We start from the raw sequence: 16395 nt of genomic DNA, 5'->3' as shown, positions 1-16395 counted from the left end.
CCCCCAAGGAGTACACCATGCACTACCGCCTACCCTCCATCGCTCTCGCAGCCTCGGCCGCACTCATCATTTCCGGCTGTTCTGCCGACAGTGACGAGGCAGCCGAAACCACCGCGAGCGCCTCTCCAGCAACTACCGCAGCTGCCGCGTCTGCCGAGTTCTCGGACGAGCGCTGCGAAACCAACAAGGCCGTGGGAGAGATCACCTTTGCCACCGGCTACTACTACCAAGCATCGGTGGGCATCCTGAACGTGGTGGCCGCTGACGAGCTCGGCTACTTCGACGACCTCTGCCTCGACGTCACCATCCAGCCCGGCACCGGCGACACCGCACAGAACACTCAGTTGCTGGCTGCCAACACCATCCAGTTCACCAGCATGGACGTGCAGAACGTCATCCTTGCGTCGGAGAACGACATCGACATCATGGGTGTCTCCGTGTTCTCCGATGTGGGCCTCGACATCTTGATGACGCCCACGGATGTCACCGGCCTCACCGAACTTGAGGGCACGATCCTTGGCCAGAAGGGCTCGCTCCCCACGACTGTTGCAGCGATGCTGTCGAACGCAGGCGTGGACATTGACGCCATCGAGCAGGTGACGGTGGGCTACGACCCATCGATCCTCCCTCGCGGCCAGGTGGATTCCCTCACCGGCTTTATCTCGAACGAGCCCAACCTGCTCGCTGCCAGTGGCGAGGACGTCACCGTCTGGCGTCCCTACGACTATGACGTGCCTTCCTCGATGGGCGTGACGGCCGTGAACCCTGAGTTTGCTGCCGAGAACCCCACTGTCGTTGAAGACTTCCTGCGCGCAGTGCTCCACGGATATGACTACTGCGTCGCCAACGGCGAAGAGTGCGTGGGCTATGCCTCCGCCGCGTCCGGCCCCGGCTATGACGAGGACCACAACCTGGCTGTCTGGAACACCGAGGTTGACGTCGTCACCGAATCTCACGACACCGCTACCGCACTTGGACACGTGGACCCCGAGCTCATCTCCTCGATCTACGCCTTCCTGACCGAGTACGAACTGGTCTCCGCTGACCTCGGCGAAGACGGCGCGCAGGCACTGTTCGACGATTCCTTCAACGAAGCAATCTACGACGGCACCGACCTGCTCTGGCCCGCCACCTCCTAAGCGTCCCCGCCCCACCCCAGAAGTAAAAGGAGAGCACCATGAGTTCCAAGGAATACGGAGTCTTCCTCCCCATCGGCAACGGTGGCTGGTTGATTTCCGACACGGCGCCGCATCCGCAGGCAACGTATGAAGAAAACAAGAACATCGCCACACTGGCGGAGGACTGCGGCATGGACTTTGCCATGGCGATGGCGAAGTGGCGCGGCTTTGGCGGCACCACGGACCACTGGGGCCGCACCCTGGAGTCCATCACCATGATGGCTGGCATTGCTGAAGCGACCTCGTCCATCAACATCTGGGCGACGGTTCACGCCAACCTTCAGAACCCTGCCATCGCAGCCAAGATGTTCACCACCTTGGAGCACATCGCCCCGGGCCGTGTGGGCATGAACATCGTGTCCGGCTCGTATGCGGCAGAGTTCGAGCAGATGGGCATGTGGGATGCCGAGATGACCAAGGATGAGCGTTACCGCATGGTGGACGAGTGGATCACCGCCATCAAGCTCCTGTGGGCCGATGGTCGCGTGGACATGGACGGGGAGTTCTTCTCTCTCGACGACTGCGAGTCACGGCCACAGCCCACCTCGGCACCCACGTTGATCAGTGCGGGTCGTTCGGAGCCGGGCCGCGCATTCCAGGCCAAGCACTGCGACGGCGCCTTCCTCTCAGGAGACACACTCGAGGATCTGCGGGACTTGTCGCGCGACGTCCACGAGCGTGCAGCGGCGAATGACCGTGAGTGCAAGACCTACGCGATGCTCACCGTCGTGATGGATGAGACCGATGCCATTGCTGAGCAGCGTGCGGAAGCGTACGGCGAGGGCGTGGACCGAGAGGCGTTGACCAATATGGCGATGTCCTGGGGCATGCCGCGCGACCGTGCGTTGAACTGGACGCAGGATGCGAAGGGTCAGGCCGCTTTCCAGACACCGTTTGTTGCCGGTTCTCGCGACACCGTGGTGGAGAAGATTGACGCGTTGGTGGAGACCGCCGAGCTCGACGGTCTCATGCTGATCTTCCCCGACTACGAGCGTGAGTTGCCGATCTTTGGTGCTGAGGCGCTACCGCTGCTGAAGAATCAGGACGTGTCGGCATGACAGTCACGACAGACCTTTCGGATTCCCCAGCAGTAGCCCAATTGTTGGGATCCGAACACCGGGGCGCGCTCGTCGTGATCGACGTTCAGCGTTCCTTCGCAGACCCGCAGTTCTTGACTGCCTTTGGCCTGGACGATGCTCAGGGTAGTGCCGTAGCCGACGCGATCACCCGTACGGAGGAGTTGGTCGCCGAGGCTCGTGCGCTCAACATCCCTGTGGTGTGGGTGGAGCTAGGTTCGGATCCTGACGTGCCATGGCGTGCATCGAACTGGATTGCCGGCCAAGCATTCGACGCTCCTGTGGGCGCAGACTATCCATGCGTCGTGGGGACACCTGGGGCCGAGTGGTTCCAGGTGTCGCCACGGGCTGGTGAACCCGTGGTTGTGAAGCCTCGCTATTCGGGATTCCAAGGCACTGACCTCGAGACCGTGCTGCGCGACCTTGGTGTCACGTGGCTTGTCATGGCGGGCCTCACCACAGAGTGCTGCGTGGCTACCACGGCGTTCGACGCATGCCAGCGGGACTTTCCCGTGATCGTCTCTTCCGATGCCACCGCCGCCTATGAGAGCGACGTGCACGAGGCGGCGCTCAAGCAGTTGAGCTACAACGCTGCAGTGATTGCCACCTCGGCGGACATCGCACAGTTGTGGCGCAGTGCTGCCACAGAATGGAAGGTGGCGTCATGAGCGGCAGCATGCACCTCGCATTTGACCTGTCCTTCAGCCACACCGAGGGCCGGTGGGCACGCCCCGGCTCCTGGGCCGGAACATCGTTCCCCGATGTCCGCGTTTTCCAGGAGCTCGCCATGACTGCGGAACGGGCCGGCATCGACCTGCTGTTCTTTGGTGATGGTTCGGGAATCCCCGACACCTGGCGCGGATCCATCGATTCCGCTGTGGAGTGGGGCATCCAGTGGCCTCGCCAGGACATGAGTCCATTCATTGCTTCCATGGCTGCCGTCACCAAGAACATCGGCTTTGGGCTGACGTATTCGTCGACCTTCATGCACCCGTTCTATGTGGCGCGGCTGTTGAACTCGCTCGATCACGTCACTAGCGGCCGGTTGGCCTTCAACGTGGTGGCCTCGTCGCGCAGTGCAGACGCCAACAATTACGGCTTCGACCAACTCATGGAGCACGCCAAGCGCTACGAGCGGATGGAGGAGTTCGTCGAGGTGTGCCAGGCGCTGTGGGATTCGGTTGAGCCCGATGCCATCATCACGGACCGCGAGACGGGCCGTTTTGCAGACCCAGCCAAGGTCCACCCCATCAATCATGATGGCGAATTCTTCAAGGTCAAGGGCCCGCTTTCCAGCGTGCCGAGCCCTCAGGGCCGGCCCGTGCTCATCCAGGCCGGCAACTCCCCGCGAGGTATTGCAGCATCGGCAAAGTTTGCCGATCTGGTCTTTGGTGCCGGCTCAAGCGTCGCGTCACAACAGCGTCACCGTGAGCAGTTGGACGCGGCGCTGGTGGAGGAAGGTCGCAACCCGGCCGATGTGGGCATCCTGTGGTCCACGCAGGCCGTCGTCGGCCGCTCGGACGACGAGGCGCGTGCACGGTTGGCAGAGACGCTCGAGTTCTGGGATGAGGAGGCGGTAGGTGCGTACCTGTCGCACAATTCCGGCTACGACTTCTCAGACCTGCCCGACACCATCGTGCTGGGGGAGCTTGGCGAGTTGATCCGCGCACAGCAGGCCAGCCCCGGCGGCCTCGTGGGATCCCTCATCGAGGAGTTTGGCCCGGACCACGGCATCTCACGCGACGAGTTCTTTGAGCGCGGATGGCGTCACGCCACCCACTTCGACCACGTGCTCTGCGGCACCGCAGAATCCGTGGCGGACTCGCTGGAGGAGAACTTTGAAGCCACCGGAAGTCGCGGCGGATTCATGTTCTCGTCGCCACTGTCGATGCCCGGCGGCTACGCCGACATTGCTGAACTCTTGACCCCCGAACTGCGTCGCCGCGGCCTCTTGGCACCGCAGCAGGAGAACAGCACGTTGCGCGAAAGCCTGCGCTCATGACGTCGGCGCGAGCGTCTAGCCTCACGGTCCAAGCTCTGCTTCTCAGCGCTCTCATCGGCGCCAGCCAGATCACGTGGGGCGCGCTCGCGCCGATCCTCCCCCTCTATGCCAGCGAGTTCGGGACCAGCGTTGCGCTGCTCGGTCCCGCACTCGCGGCATTCGCTCTTGGTCGCGCGATCATGGGCATTCCTGCCGGCATCCTGATGCGTTGGTGGCGTCCCCGCCCCTACCTCTATGTGTGCGTCACTGGACTGATTGTGGCCACTGCGCTCACCGCACTGGTGGCTACTCCCACGCAGTTGGTCGCCGCGCGGCTCATTGCCGGACTGTTTGCCGGCGCCACCATCACCATTGCCTTCGCTGTGCTGATCGCGGGTGCCCCTGCAGACAAGCGCGGCTCGGTGATGGCCACCGCGACCGTGGTGCAGCTCTCCGCTGGTGCCATTGGGTCGCTCCTGGGTGGTTGGGTCGCGGATACCTGGGGACTGCGTTGGGTGTTCCTCGCCGTGATCATTCCCGTGATCGCGGTCATCGTGTGGGACCAGATCAGTCCCGCTCGGCACTACTGGGAAGCGGCCGATGCTCGCTCACCCCAGCGTGACGCGGTCACGCCCGTCGAGGCGCGTTCGGGGGCACCCTCGGAGATGCCCGCGGAGGCTGACGTCGCGCCGCTCGCTGCCTCAAGCAAGCCCTCACGCACAACGCCGAGCAAGCCGATGCGCAAAGCATCAGGCACCACCACTTCCGTGGCATGGCTGATCACCGTGCTTGCATTCGTCTCATTCTCTGCCTTCTATGCCCGCTTCGCAGGTGAGCAGGGACTCATTCCGACCCTCGCGTACACCGTCGCGGAGGTGAGCCCCACCGCACTGGGCGGAATGCTCGCCCTCGGCACCGCCCTGTCCATCGCGGCCCTCGCCCCCATTAGTCGCGCCGTCAACCGCGGTGCACGCCTGAGCGTCTTCCTCCCGGCGACCATCATGACCGCCGCAACCGTGATGATCTTCCCCCTCGCCGACGAGGCCTGGGCCTTTGCCGCCCTCGTCGCCGCCTACAGCGTGTCCTCTGCAATCGCGGGCATGGTGCCCGGCGTCGTCACCGCTGATCGTGTCCCCCGCCACCTCACCGGAACCGCCGTGGGAGTGACGCGGACCGCAGGCGACGTAGGCGCGGTCATCGGCCCGCTTGCCGTCTTTGCTTTGTACGACCAGGCCACTGTCTGGTGGGCCTTGGCATCCATCGCTGCCGTGCTGATTGTCGCCGCGCTGCTCTTTATCCCTGTCGCACGGCGCCGAAGCGAGCCTCCTATCGCCGCACCGGAAGCCCCCGTCGACACCACCATTCCTGAGGCCGTGCGCACTCCCGCCACCGCCTCATGACAGTAAGAGGTCAGACCATGAGCACCACCCCCCAGGAAGCCCGGGGCACCTACCCGCGCCGCTGGCACACCCTGGCAACACTGTGCGCGGGGTTCTTCCTGCTGCTCGTTGACGGCACCATCATCTCCGTGGCGACACCCACGTTCATGGACGCCTTCTCCATCGATGCGGCCCAGACCCTGTGGATCACCAGCGCATATCTCTTTGCCTATGCGGTGCCGCTGCTCGTGACGGGACGCCTCGGGGACCGCTTTGGTCCGCGCCGCCTTTACCTGGTGGGACTCGCCGTCTTTGTGATCGCCTCGGCTCTGGCAGGTTTTGCACCGTCCTACGAGTTCCTGGTGGTGGCGCGTGTCCTTCAGGGTCTGGGTGCCGCGGCCATGACTCCGCAGTCCATGGCTATCATCGCCCGCATCTTCGCGGGCAAAGAGCTTCCCATTGCGATGGGCCTGTGGGGCACCGTGGGAGGCATCGCGAGCATCAGCGGGCCGATGCTGGGGGGACTGCTCATCGACACCGTCGGGTGGGAGTGGATCTTCCTGATCAACGTCCCGATCGGGGCGCTGGCGTTCCTGACAGCCTGGTGGTGGCTACCGACCCTCCCGCAGCAGGCGAGAAAGGTGCCGGTCGCGGGTGTAGTGGTCTCGATGGTGGCGATTGCCGCCATCGTGGTCGGCATTCACGAGGGCCCTGCGCATGCATGGGGGCTGATTGGCGGTGTGGTTCCCGCACCCATCTTGATCGCTGGCGGAGTGCTGGGGCTGCTCTGGTACCTGCGCCATCAGAGCGGGCCCGAGGACGAGGTGCTGGTGCCGCTGGCGCTGTTCCGGACGCGGCCCTTCACGCTGTCCGCGGTCATCGTGACCACCACGGCGTTTGCCGTCACGGCCACGCTGATCCCCGTGATGCTGTACCTCCAAAGCGATCTGGGCATGGCGCCTGGCCCGTCGTCTTATGTGCTGATCCCTATGGGACTACTCGCGGCGGCATCGGCCCCCCTTGCGGGCGCGCTGGTGAACCGTGTGGGCGCGGGTCGCGTGGCCATCGGCGGCACTGCGGTGTTGGCGGCGTCGGTGTGCGGCGTGACGGTAGCGATTGCCGCCGGGGCGGATGCCATCACGATTGCGCTGGTCATGGCGCTCTATGGGCTGGGCAACTCATTTGTGTGGTCCCCGCTGTCGGTGATTGCGATGGTGTCGGTGCCCTCGCATCTGACCGGCAGTGCCTCTGGTGTTTTCAATACGCAGCGGCAACTGGGGGCGCTCTTGGGCGCTGCGGTCACGGCGGCCGTCTTTGCAATCGAGTCAGTCAACTTAATGTGGTCGATGCTGCCCATCGCAGTGGTGGCGCTCACTGGGGCCGCATTGGCGCCGTGGCTCGCTCGCGCTGTCACGCGCCACGCCTCGGAGGAATCCGGACTGCCGCTCGAGCAATCCCACCACCCCGCCTAAGGCCTCCCACCACACGCCAATCCCTCGCCAAATGGCTCCATTTCGCTGTTATGAGGCCTCTAGACAGCGAAAAACTGCCACTTGGCGTGGAGGTGGCTCTGGTGACGAGTCCGACCACGGGCCTAGCATCGAAAGCATGACTACCCCGAACTCCAGCACCCCCCTCACCGCAAGCCGCACCTCACCCCGCCGCCTGGGACTGCTCGGCGGCATCACATGGCACAGTTCGCTGGAGTTCGAACGCCTCCTCAACGAAGGGGTCAACGCGGCTCTCGGAGGTTCCAGCGCAGCCGACCTCGTGGTGCGCAGTTACAACTTCCAACAGATCGCCGATGCCCAAGCGGCCGGGGACTGGGAAGGTTTGGGTCAGACGTTTGGCCAGGATGCCCGAGCACTCCAAAACGCGGGAGCGGAGGCCATCCTGATCTGTGCGAACACCATGCACAAGGTCGCACCCGCCGTCGCCGACGCTATCGACATCCCTGTCATCCACATGCTCGACGCCACCGCCGATGCAATCCTGGCCGCCGGCCTCGACACCGTCGCGCTCCTGGGCACCGGTTACACCATGCGCGACCCGTTCTACCGCGACCACATGGCCGCCCGAGGCATCACCACCATCGTCCCCGAGGAGCCCGTGCTCGGCGAGGTCCACGACCTCATCTACGGTTCGCTCGCACGCGGCGTGGTCCCCGACGGCGCTCCCGCGTGGGTGCGTGGCGTCTACGACTCCCTTAAGGAGCGCGGCGCCCAGGGAGTCATCTCCGGCTGCACCGAGATTCCGATGGTGTTGACCGCAGACGACGTCGACGAGCCATACTTCGACTCCATGGCACTGCATGTGGAGGCCGCACTCCGGTTTGCCCTCAACTAGCACGCGCCACATCGGCGGGCTACGTCACCACCCTGCCGCGTCCAGCACCTTAGCTGCGACATCGGCCGGGTCTGCGTTGTCGGTGGCGACCACCGCATCGTCGAGGTCCAAGGCTTCAAGCGAACTCTGAAGCTCCACCGTTCGCGCCGCCGCAAACTCCTGCCACGGCCCCTCCGGCTCGCGTTCCCGCAACCGTGCCAGGCGCACGTCCTCATCCGCTCCAACCCGGACGATGCTCACCCGGGCTGGACCCGCATCGGCCGTCCCAAAAATGCGAGCGTAACGGTCGCGGTCAGCCGGGTCTTCCACCACTCGCGCCACGATCATCAGGCCGATGCCACGGTCACGGAACGCGGGGGCGGCTCCAGCGAGCGCATCGAACAGTAGGCCTTGGTTGAAGCGGTCGCCGTCAGGAGCCGGCGAAGCTTGGCACAGTGAGTCGGCGTCAATCCAGGCAGCGTGTGCGCCCCGCGCGATGAGAAGGTCGTGGATCGCGGCAGCCGTGGTCGTTTTGCCTGCACCCATGGTGCCGTTGACGACCAATACCTGGCTTCGTAGATCGCGGGCCATACACACCGTGTCAGGGTGGTCCGCGAAGTCGCCGTAGTTCGGAATGCGGTGATAGCCCAGGTATTCATATAGCCCAAGCGCCTCGGGCTGCTTCAGGCCCGTCTCCAACACCAGACGGGTCGCGCCCACACGGCGCGCAGCCTCCTCGGCTGCGCGCATCAGGGCCTTGGCTACTCCCAGCCCCCGCGCCTCCGCGGTCACCCACAGACGCTTCAACTCCAGGTCCCCCGGGCGCAGTTCGTGGCGCACAGCCCAGCGCGCGGCGATCGCACCCACGACAGTGTCGGAGGAATTCCACGCAGTCCACACGCCGATGCCCGTGGCGAACTCCGTTTCAAGCGTCAAGGACTCGTCGTCATAGCGCCGCGCGAGGTCACGTTCTTGGTCAGCCCACAGAACCACGACGGCGGCGTCCGGGTCACGACTGTGGCGGATGGCGAGCGCAGACATAGCGTCAAGTATCCCTGACAGCGGCCCGATGCTGGGGCCGGCGAGAGTCCCCGCCACGCGCCTCAGAGACCTTGCCCGGCACCCCACAGCCGCTCGGTCTGGCCAGCGAGCATCGCATCCAAGTGAGTTGCTTGCGCATCTGTGAGTGCGGCCACATAGTCGATGATTCCGCGGCCTGCTGCACGGCGCCGCAGTTCCACCTCGTCCACGGTGGGCAAAAGTTGTGGCTCCTCGTGAAGGATGCGCATGTAGTCCTCGGTGGCCATGTCCACGAGGTCCAGCAACCGGCGCGGGGCCCGGCGCGCATCATGGTCGTCGTCGAGCCAGTCCGCGAAACCGTTGACGAGACGCTCAATGAGGCTCGCCTGTCCACGCTGGTAGACCGCCAAATCCGGGCGGTCCAGAATGAAGCGTTCGTGAAGGAACTTGAGGACTGCCACCTCATGCCACGCCCTCCGATTCAGGGACACGTGCCCGGAACGGTTATCCGGATCACGGTGCACCTCCACGGAGGACTGCAAATGACGAATCCACTCAGTGGTGAAACGCGCCAACGACCGGTCCGCTGCCAGCGAGCCATCAAACGGCACGGTGAGCAACCCCTCCACAACCTCCTCCGTCACACGGGTGACAGCATCGTCGAAGGCGTCAGCATCCGCGATCCACGGGTCCCGCTCAGACAACCGGCGCCACAACAGTTCCAGCGAATGACCAGGAGAGCGGCTTGTCTCCTTAAGGGTGCTCGCGTCGAGAGCCCGCAGCTCTGCGAGGTCACGCCGCCACTCACGGAACTCACCTGCAATGGTGGCCTGGTTCAGAAGGCCCGCCCGGTAGAAGTCGTCCAGGTCATGAAGGGAGTAGGCAATATCGTCGGCGATGTCCATCACCGAGCACTCGAGCGTCTGCTGCCCCTGCTCAATCCGGGGGTACGCAGTCAACGCGTCCCGGGCATCGTCCACATCCACCACATACATCGAGAACTTGTCGCTCGCGGCGCCGCGACGATCGCCACCCTCCCCACGAAGCCACGGGTACTTCAGGACCGCGGCCCGCACCGCACGCGTGAGGTTAAGACCCACACCGGCGGTGTCGTGCTCATCCAGACGCGTCAGGATGCGGAACGTTTGCGCGTTCCCCTCGAACCCTTCGCGGAGCCGGAACCGATCACGAGCGATGCGGTCCAGCGCGCGCTCGCCCAGATGCCCGAAAGGCGGGTGACCCACGTCGTGCGCACTCGCAGCGGCCTGCACCACCACCGGGTCGCAGCCGCCGAGCTCCTCCACCAGTCGGCCCACCTCGCCAGTGTCCCGATGCAGGTGCATCGCGATGGCGCGCGCCACTGCCGCCACCTTCACTGAGTGCGTCAAGCGGTTGTGGACCGCGAGGCCCGCACCGGCCTGCGAGATCACCTGCGTGACGGCGGACAGGCGCGAGAAGTACGGCGAGAAGCGGATGCGTTCGATGTCCACACGGAAGTCAGGGCGGGACTCGGCCAGCTGGAACTCGTCCAGGGCCTCGGGCGAGCGGCGTCCCGTGCGGGGGTCAGGGCTGGTCTGGGACTCAGTCATAACTCCCATACTGTCGTATGGACAACGGTGAAGGCACCGTCGCGAGTGTCAGGAGCTCACTGCCATGGGTTCGGGAGTACGTATCGATACCTGCGCCCACACGTCGTCGAGAGAGAGGCCAAGCACCGCCGCGAGGACGGCAATTGTCGAGAACGCAGGGGTAGCCACGCGCCCAGTCTCGATCTTGCGTAGCGTCTCGGGGGACACTCCGGCGTCCAATGCGACCTCGAGGATAGAGCGGTCAGCGCGCGCCTCACGCAGCAAGGCGCCAAGGCGCTGGCCACGCTCAATCTCTTCAGCGGTAAGTGGGAGTCGGACCATGACAGCATTATAGTACCGTTATTATAAAACCGGTATAGTTATTGGAATGATCGAAATTCTCAGCGAGTCCGAGGTGGACCGCGCCCGTGTCACAGGCCGCCTGGTTGCCAACATCCTCGCAACACTGCGACGCCGAGCGCAGGTCGGGACTAATCTCCTCGACCTCGACCGCTGGGCTAGCGAAGCGATCCTCGGAGCAGGCGCCGAGTCCTGCTACGTCGACTACGCACCATCATTCGGGCACGGGCCCTTTGGCCATTACATCTGCACAGCCGTCAACGACGGCGTACTCCACGGGATGCCACACGACTACCGATTGGCCGACGGCGACCTCCTCACCCTCGATCTCGCCGTCAAACTCCGCGGCGTCGCCGCGGACGCGGCCATCAGCTTTGTAGTCGGGCAAGCCGGTTCGTCGGAAGACCAACGAATGATTGACACCACAGAGCGGGCACTAGCGGCCGGAATCGCTGCAGCAAAACCCAACGCCCGCATCGGCGACCTGTCCCACGCAATCGGCACAGTGCTCTCGGCCGCAGGCTACGCGATCAACATGGAGTTCGGCGGACACGGAATTGGTACCACCATGCACCAAGACCCACACGTGCCCAACAACGGGAAACCGGCACGCGGCTACAAACTCCAGCCAGGCCTCATGTTGGCCCTGGAGCCATGGGTCATGGCCGATACCGACCAACTCATCACCGACCCCAATGACGGGTGGACTCTACGTAGCGCGACCGGCTGCCGGGCCGCTCATACCGAACATACGATCGTCATCACGGAAGAAGGCGCAGACATACTGACGCTCGCAGCGAACACTGATGCTCACGGGGAATCGTGAATTCGACCTAAGCGTTCTCTCCACATGCTCAATGTCGGCTTTCTCTCCTTCGGCTGGTTCTCAGGTGCACCCGGATCACAGGTACGTACCGCCAGCGACCTCATGCACGACACCATCGCACTGGCAGAAGCTGCCGAAGAAGCGGGAATGGACGGAGCCTGGATCCGCGTCCATCACTTTGAGCAAAACACGTCCTCGCCCTTCCCCTTGCTTGCGGCCATGGGCGCCCGCACGTCCCGCGTCGAACTCGGCACGGGAGTGATCAATATGCGTTACGAGAACCCGCTCTACATGGCCGAGGCCGCCGCGACTGCGGACCTCATCGCGGATGGCCGGTTGCAGCTGGGCGTGAGCCGAGGTTCACCAGAGCCCGCAGCCGATGGGCCGGGAGAGTTTGGGTATCCACTCCCCGTGGGGATGACTCCTGTGGAGGACTCTGCTCAGCGCATCGAGACGTTCCGCAAGGCCATCTCGGGCGCCGGGATTGCGACGCCTGGAGCCCGCGCCCATGGTCGAGCGGGAGAGAAGCTGCCAATCCAGCCACAGTCGCCTGGGCTCAGCGACCGGATTTGGTATGGCGCAGGCGGAGAGGAGTCTGCGAAGCGAGTTGGCTCACTTGGTATGCACTTGATGTCGTCGACCCTCGTGGAAGGCGGGTCAGGCGAGCCACTGGGCATCATCCAGCAGCGGCAGATCGACGCGTATCGGACTGCGTGGGGCGAGGCCGGCCACTCAGGAACACCACGTGTCTCTGTCTCCCGCTCGATCATGCCAATCTTCGACGCCGCTACACGGACTTACTTTGGCACCACGCTAGAGCGCGACAAGATGGGAGCCAATCAAGACCAAGTGGGACAGATCGACAACTTCATTGCGACCTTCGGCAAGACCTACGTAGGCGACCTCGACAAAATCGAAGCCGAACTGCGCGACGACGAGGCCGTCATGAGCGCCGACACCCTGCTCGTCACCATCCCTAACCAACTAGGCGCGGACTTCAATCGCACCACGTTCGACGCGTTCGTAGAACTCCGCAACCGGCTCGCACCCCATCACACGGGCCCAAGCCTCGCCTAACGCCCCGCGCCTTCCCCGCGCCTAAGGCCCGCGCCTTCCCCGCGAAGTGGAGCCATGTGGCTGTTTTGAGGGCTCTAGACAGCGAAAAGGAGCCATTTCGCGAGGGTTGGCGGGGATTCAGTGGGGCGTTGGTTGGGCTGACGCTAGGGAACGATGACGATGTTGGCTTTTTCGGCGAACTCCACACCGATCGTGGCAGCACCTGGAGTGGCACTCTCTGGAATGGTCACTGAGAACTCGGCAGTCGGGCCGTCGTCTGCGGTGAACGTCACAAGGTCAACGCCGTTCTCGTTCTGGTCGAAGATCAACTCGTAGGCCGCTGGCTCGTGGGGAGTACTCGACTCACCAGTGTCCAGGCATTCGTCGTCGATGTTCTCAACCGTCACGTCGACAGAGTCCCCGGCGCGCACCTCGGACTCCGAGACGGACACATACATCGCGGCGCAGGCCAGTTCACTACCGCCGCCGCTGTCGGCAGTCTCAGCCCGACTCGTGCATGCCGCAAGCGCCATCACCAGGACAACACTGACACCCAGGTTGACGATCTGCATTCGGCCCACCCCTATCAAGACGAGCCTCCATTGGCTCAGTGTCGCTGAGCATAGCCCGATGCCAACTCAAGTGGCTGAATCTCGCAGTTACGCGTTGCCAACGGGGAACTCCGCAACCGCTTGGCGCCGCAGCACACGAGTCCGTGAATGTCCGGGCCTCCGAACCCTAGAGTTCACTACTAGCGGCCACAGAGTGAGGGGTCCCCAGCCAAAGGGAATTCGAGTACACGGTCGCTATTCGCATGCGCGATTGACAAGTTTCTTAACGTCGGGCGTCGGGTGAAGTGACCTCTCCAACCCCGGTGCTACGATGAAGTCACTACATCCCCCACGCCTCTCCATGGAAGCGCACTTGGGGGATTTTTACTACCTCGGGCGGGGAGGGCTAGCCATGACTGCGAGCGCAACGGAGCGCGGCAGCCGCCGCTACGACAAACCTCCGTTGTCGGTGGGTGAGCTCGTAGATCGGTTGCAGGAGCGCGGCATGGTCATCCCCGATCGTGATCGCGGCAGCCGCTACATCCGACACATCGGCTACTACCGCCTGTCGCCCTACACCATCCCGTTTCAACAGGACAGAAGCCAGCACACCCTCACGGATGGCACCACTTTCGACGAGATCCTGGATCTCTACGTTTTCGACCGCGCTTTGCGCCTACTAGTACTCGATGCGCTGGAGCGTGCCGAGGTTGCGATACGAGCGGCCTTGACGGACCACATGGCGACGACCTACACAGATTCGCACTGGTATCTAGATCCTGCCCTGTTCGCACGGGCAGGCAAGCACACCACGTTCCTGAAGTTGGTGAAGAAACTCTACGATGACACACTTCACCACCACGCCGACATCGGTGCAGACGAGATCGTTCACAAATCGGCTCTCGATCACTACGTCACGACCTACGGAGAACCGGAGCTTCCTCCATCGTGGCTCATGGTGGAGTCGCTCACCCTAGGGCAGCTCGCGTCAGTTATTCACAACTTGCGACACCGGTCCGACCGCACTGCGATTGCCCACAGCCTGGGTCTGACCGACCCACTCCTACTCTCATGGCTTAAGAGTTACGTCCGGGTGCGCAACATATGTGCACATCACGGCAGGCTTTGGAACGTTGGCCTAGGCGTGTACCCCGCCATCCCCAAGTCATCACAGGTTTCCTGGCCGCGCAGTTGGGGAGCCGTACCTGACGTGAGCCTGAGACGCCTGTACCCCGTCCTCGTTTCGCTCCAAGCGGTACTCAACACTGTGTCGCCACGTAGCCAGTGGGCCGAACGACTCCAGAATCTCCTCTCCAATAGACCCGCATTAAACCTGCGAGGCATGGGGATCCCACATGGATGGAGCAACGACGAATTCTGGGGGCCCTCCATCGGCATCGACTCTCCTGCAGGGCCCCGCGTAGGCGAAATCGGCGATGTCGAACCGAGTTGACGAGCGAACGAGTGAGACAGCCGACGGCATGCGTCTGGTCTGCCCCGCATCGCGGCGACCCCAACTGACGGCCTAGTGGCAAAAAATGCCCGCTATGGCCGCCCAAAACAGCGAAATGGAGCCATTTGGCGGGTTAGGCGGGGGTGAGGAGCGCGTTGATAGCCGAAGCGAAGAAGCCGATGCCGTCAGTGCCCGAACGGCCGCCTTCACGCGAGTCGGGGCCAAAGCCCGGCTCGACTGCGTGCTCGGGGTGAGGCATGAGGCCCACGACATTGCCGCGCTCGTTGGTGACGCCAGCGATGTCGCGGCGCGAACCGTTCGGATTGCCACCCACGTAGCGGAACGCCACACGCCCTTCGGCTTCAAGGGCATCGAGCGTGTGCTCGTCAGCGACGTATTGGCCATCCTGGTTCTTCAGCGGGATGGTGATCTCTTCGCCGAGGTCGTACGCATTGGTCCAGGCGGTGTCGTTGTTCTCGACGCGGAGCACCTGGTCGCGGCACAGGAAGTGGAGGTGGTTGTTCTTGATCATTGAGCCGGGCAGCAGGTGGACTTCCGTCAGCACCTGGAAGCCGTTGCAGATGCCCAGCACGGGCATTCCACCGTTGGCTGCGTCCACGACCTGCTCCATGATCGGAGAGAAGCGTGAGATTGCTCCGGCGCGCAGGTAGTCGCCGTAGGAGAAGCCGCCGGGGAGGACAACGGCGTCGACGTCCTGAAGCGAGTGGTCCGTGTGGAACAGGTTGACGGACTCTGCGCCGGCCACACGTACTGCACGTGCTGCGTCGCGGTCGTCGAGCGTTCCCGGGAAGGTCACGACGCCGATGCGTGTCATGAGTCCACGACCTCCACGGCCACGACGTCTTCGATAACAGGGTTCGAGAGCATCGTCTCGGCGGCTTCGCGCGCCTTGTCGAGGATCTCCTCGGTGACGTCACCGTCGACGGTGAGCTCGAAGCGCTTGCCCTGGCGAACCGAGGCGAACCCTTCAAAGCCGAGGCGAGGGAGTGCGTTTCCGACGGCCTTGCCCTGGGGGTCAAGGATCTCGGGCTTGGGCATCACGTGAACGACGATCGTGGGCATGGCGGCAGTCTACCGGCCTCTCGCGGGCGCTCGCGCTATTCGGCGCTGCCCTTGGCGGAGGACGTCAGTTCCTCGTCTGGACCGGCAATGAGGAGGCACGCGATCTGGCGGTCGCCGGCCTCCCAGGTGGTGGCGGAGGGGTACACGAGAGATACGGCGTACTTGGATTCCGTGTGCGCGATGCCAACATAGGGCTCGAAGTTCTCGACGCAGGCGTCGGTCGCCGTGGAAGCGAGGTTGTCGGGAATCACAGATCCGGCGACGTCCTCGGTGTAGTAGACCTCGCCGTGGTGAGGCTCGGAGCACTCGACGGTCTCGCGCTCTCCGATTTCGGTGGTGGTGTCGGAGGTGATGGCTTCATCCCAGACACATTCGCCGACGGTCATGGTGAGGGCTTCCACAGTGATTTCTGTTTCGGGTTCGGAGCCACAGCCGGTGAGGGCGACCACGAGCGCTGCAACAGCAATGATGGGGGACATGCGGCGGCGCATGGGGCTTCCTTCCGACGTCGGTGCGGGCGACGGCCTCAACCTAGCAGT

The 16395-nt window shown here is 63.8% G+C and carries 17 protein-coding genes; 10 read left to right on the top strand and 7 right to left on the bottom strand.

The window, feature by feature from the left end; translation table 11 throughout:
- The first annotated feature begins 17 nt into the window (after positions 1 to 17).
- The 7 genes from AOP79_RS04575 to AOP79_RS04545 all read left to right on the top strand — a co-directional run bounded on the left by AOP79_RS04575 (position 18) and on the right by AOP79_RS04545 (position 7960).
- Positions 18 to 1139, top strand: coding sequence for an ABC transporter substrate-binding protein (locus AOP79_RS04575; protein ID WP_082093344.1), 1122 nt, complete (start codon positions 18 to 20; stop codon positions 1137 to 1139).
- Positions 1140 to 1177: 38 nt separating this feature from the next.
- On the top strand, positions 1178 to 2236 hold the full coding sequence (locus AOP79_RS04570; protein ID WP_062070829.1) for an LLM class flavin-dependent oxidoreductase: 1059 nt from the start codon (positions 1178 to 1180) through the stop codon (positions 2234 to 2236).
- Complete coding sequence (locus AOP79_RS04565) at positions 2233 to 2922, top strand: cysteine hydrolase family protein (RefSeq protein WP_062070827.1); 690 nt, start codon at positions 2233 to 2235, stop codon at positions 2920 to 2922. Before AOP79_RS04570 ends, AOP79_RS04565 begins: the two co-directional genes overlap by 4 nt.
- Positions 2919 to 4256, top strand: coding sequence for an NtaA/DmoA family FMN-dependent monooxygenase (locus AOP79_RS04560; RefSeq protein WP_062070825.1), 1338 nt, complete (start codon positions 2919 to 2921; stop codon positions 4254 to 4256). Before AOP79_RS04565 ends, AOP79_RS04560 begins: the two co-directional genes overlap by 4 nt.
- Entirely contained in the window at positions 4253 to 5635 is a 1383-nt protein-coding gene (locus AOP79_RS04555; protein ID WP_062070823.1) for an MFS transporter, read from the top strand. The genes AOP79_RS04560 and AOP79_RS04555 overlap by 4 nt, the downstream gene beginning before the upstream one ends.
- Positions 5636 to 5652: 17 nt before the next feature.
- Positions 5653 to 7086, top strand: coding sequence for a DHA2 family efflux MFS transporter permease subunit (locus AOP79_RS04550; protein ID WP_062070820.1), 1434 nt, complete (start codon positions 5653 to 5655; stop codon positions 7084 to 7086).
- 136 nt (positions 7087 to 7222) lie between these two features.
- Positions 7223 to 7960, top strand: coding sequence for an aspartate/glutamate racemase family protein (locus AOP79_RS04545; RefSeq protein WP_062070818.1), 738 nt, complete (start codon positions 7223 to 7225; stop codon positions 7958 to 7960).
- A gap of 24 nt (positions 7961 to 7984) precedes the next feature.
- Here AOP79_RS04545 and AOP79_RS04540 read toward each other — a convergent pair whose 3' ends face one another.
- The 3 genes from AOP79_RS04540 to AOP79_RS04530 form a co-directional block, all read right to left on the bottom strand.
- Positions 7985 to 8980, bottom strand: coding sequence for a GNAT family N-acetyltransferase (locus AOP79_RS04540; RefSeq protein WP_062070817.1), 996 nt, complete (start codon positions 8978 to 8980; stop codon positions 7985 to 7987).
- A 62-nt stretch (positions 8981 to 9042) separates the two neighbouring features.
- On the bottom strand, positions 9043 to 10548 hold the full coding sequence (locus tag AOP79_RS04535) for a deoxyguanosinetriphosphate triphosphohydrolase family protein (RefSeq protein WP_082093341.1): 1506 nt from the start codon (positions 10546 to 10548) through the stop codon (positions 9043 to 9045).
- A gap of 48 nt (positions 10549 to 10596) precedes the next feature.
- The gene (locus AOP79_RS04530; RefSeq protein ID WP_062070815.1) at positions 10597 to 10869 is read right to left on the bottom strand and encodes a helix-turn-helix domain-containing protein; all 273 of its coding nucleotides are present in this window, start codon (positions 10867 to 10869) and stop codon (positions 10597 to 10599) included.
- A gap of 46 nt (positions 10870 to 10915) precedes the next feature.
- Here AOP79_RS04530 and map point away from each other — a divergent pair, with 46 nt between their 5' ends.
- Both map and AOP79_RS04520 read left to right on the top strand, forming a co-directional pair.
- Positions 10916 to 11713, top strand: coding sequence for a type I methionyl aminopeptidase (gene map, locus AOP79_RS04525; RefSeq protein ID WP_062070813.1), 798 nt, complete (start codon positions 10916 to 10918; stop codon positions 11711 to 11713).
- 24 nt (positions 11714 to 11737) lie between these two features.
- Positions 11738 to 12790 (top strand): LLM class flavin-dependent oxidoreductase, encoded by a 1053-nt coding sequence (locus AOP79_RS04520; protein ID WP_062070811.1) that lies wholly within the window; start codon positions 11738 to 11740, stop codon positions 12788 to 12790.
- Positions 12791 to 12933: 143 nt separating this feature from the next.
- Here AOP79_RS04520 and AOP79_RS04515 read toward each other — a convergent pair whose 3' ends face one another.
- The gene (locus tag AOP79_RS04515) at positions 12934 to 13341 is read right to left on the bottom strand and encodes a hypothetical protein (protein WP_062070810.1); all 408 of its coding nucleotides are present in this window, start codon (positions 13339 to 13341) and stop codon (positions 12934 to 12936) included.
- 391 nt (positions 13342 to 13732) lie between these two features.
- Between AOP79_RS04515 and AOP79_RS04510 the strand changes: the two genes are divergently transcribed.
- The gene (locus tag AOP79_RS04510) at positions 13733 to 14773 is read left to right on the top strand and encodes an Abi family protein (protein ID WP_062070808.1); all 1041 of its coding nucleotides are present in this window, start codon (positions 13733 to 13735) and stop codon (positions 14771 to 14773) included.
- A gap of 133 nt (positions 14774 to 14906) precedes the next feature.
- On the opposite strand, the gene purQ is transcribed toward AOP79_RS04510, so the two are convergent.
- The 3 genes from purQ to AOP79_RS04495 are packed head-to-tail and all read right to left on the bottom strand — an operon-like array spanning position 14907 to position 16347.
- A complete protein-coding gene (gene purQ / locus AOP79_RS04505; RefSeq protein WP_062070806.1) occupies positions 14907 to 15608 on the bottom strand; it encodes a phosphoribosylformylglycinamidine synthase subunit PurQ in 702 nt (233 codons plus the stop codon).
- Positions 15605 to 15856 (bottom strand): phosphoribosylformylglycinamidine synthase subunit PurS, encoded by a 252-nt coding sequence (purS, locus tag AOP79_RS04500; protein WP_062070804.1) that lies wholly within the window; start codon positions 15854 to 15856, stop codon positions 15605 to 15607. The genes purQ and purS overlap by 4 nt, the downstream gene beginning before the upstream one ends.
- Positions 15857 to 15891: 35 nt before the next feature.
- Positions 15892 to 16347, bottom strand: a complete 456-nt coding sequence (locus AOP79_RS04495; RefSeq protein WP_062070802.1) for a septum formation family protein — start codon at positions 16345 to 16347, stop codon at positions 15892 to 15894.
- Positions 16348 to 16395 lie beyond the last annotated feature (48 nt).

The organism is Demequina sediminicola, assembly GCF_000975055.1.
In the GTDB taxonomy this organism is placed as follows: Bacteria; Actinomycetota; Actinomycetes; order Actinomycetales; family Demequinaceae; genus Demequina; species Demequina sediminicola.
The sequence above is the reverse complement of the archived record's forward strand: the minus strand, read 5'-3'. Positions and strand labels throughout refer to the sequence as shown.

Excerpts from the sequence above, each read along its gene's own strand:
- AOP79_RS04540 (WP_062070817.1), bottom strand. The coding sequence starts at position 8,980 with ATGTCTGCGCTCGCCATCCGCCACAGTCGTGACCCGGACGCCGCCGTC.
- AOP79_RS04570 (WP_062070829.1), top strand. The coding sequence starts at position 1,178 with ATGAGTTCCAAGGAATACGGAGTCTTCCTCCCCATCGGCAACGGTGGC.
- AOP79_RS04550 (WP_062070820.1), top strand. The coding sequence starts at position 5,653 with ATGAGCACCACCCCCCAGGAAGCCCGGGGCACCTACCCGCGCCGCTGG.
- purQ (WP_062070806.1), bottom strand. The coding sequence starts at position 15,608 with ATGACACGCATCGGCGTCGTGACCTTCCCGGGAACGCTCGACGACCGC.
- AOP79_RS04510 (WP_062070808.1), top strand. The coding sequence starts at position 13,733 with ATGACTGCGAGCGCAACGGAGCGCGGCAGCCGCCGCTACGACAAACCT.
- AOP79_RS04515 (WP_062070810.1), bottom strand. The coding sequence starts at position 13,341 with ATGCAGATCGTCAACCTGGGTGTCAGTGTTGTCCTGGTGATGGCGCTT.
- AOP79_RS04545 (WP_062070818.1), top strand. The coding sequence starts at position 7,223 with ATGACTACCCCGAACTCCAGCACCCCCCTCACCGCAAGCCGCACCTCA.
- purS (WP_062070804.1), bottom strand. The coding sequence starts at position 15,856 with ATGCCCACGATCGTCGTTCACGTGATGCCCAAGCCCGAGATCCTTGAC.
- AOP79_RS04555 (WP_062070823.1), top strand. The coding sequence starts at position 4,253 with ATGACGTCGGCGCGAGCGTCTAGCCTCACGGTCCAAGCTCTGCTTCTC.
- AOP79_RS04530 (WP_062070815.1), bottom strand. The coding sequence starts at position 10,869 with ATGGTCCGACTCCCACTTACCGCTGAAGAGATTGAGCGTGGCCAGCGC.
- map (WP_062070813.1), top strand. The coding sequence starts at position 10,916 with ATGATCGAAATTCTCAGCGAGTCCGAGGTGGACCGCGCCCGTGTCACA.
- AOP79_RS04535 (WP_082093341.1), bottom strand. The coding sequence starts at position 10,548 with ATGACTGAGTCCCAGACCAGCCCTGACCCCCGCACGGGACGCCGCTCG.
- AOP79_RS04560 (WP_062070825.1), top strand. The coding sequence starts at position 2,919 with ATGAGCGGCAGCATGCACCTCGCATTTGACCTGTCCTTCAGCCACACC.
- AOP79_RS04495 (WP_062070802.1), bottom strand. The coding sequence starts at position 16,347 with ATGCGCCGCCGCATGTCCCCCATCATTGCTGTTGCAGCGCTCGTGGTC.
- AOP79_RS04520 (WP_062070811.1), top strand. The coding sequence starts at position 11,738 with ATGCTCAATGTCGGCTTTCTCTCCTTCGGCTGGTTCTCAGGTGCACCC.
- AOP79_RS04565 (WP_062070827.1), top strand. The coding sequence starts at position 2,233 with ATGACAGTCACGACAGACCTTTCGGATTCCCCAGCAGTAGCCCAATTG.
- AOP79_RS04575 (WP_082093344.1), top strand. The coding sequence starts at position 18 with ATGCACTACCGCCTACCCTCCATCGCTCTCGCAGCCTCGGCCGCACTC.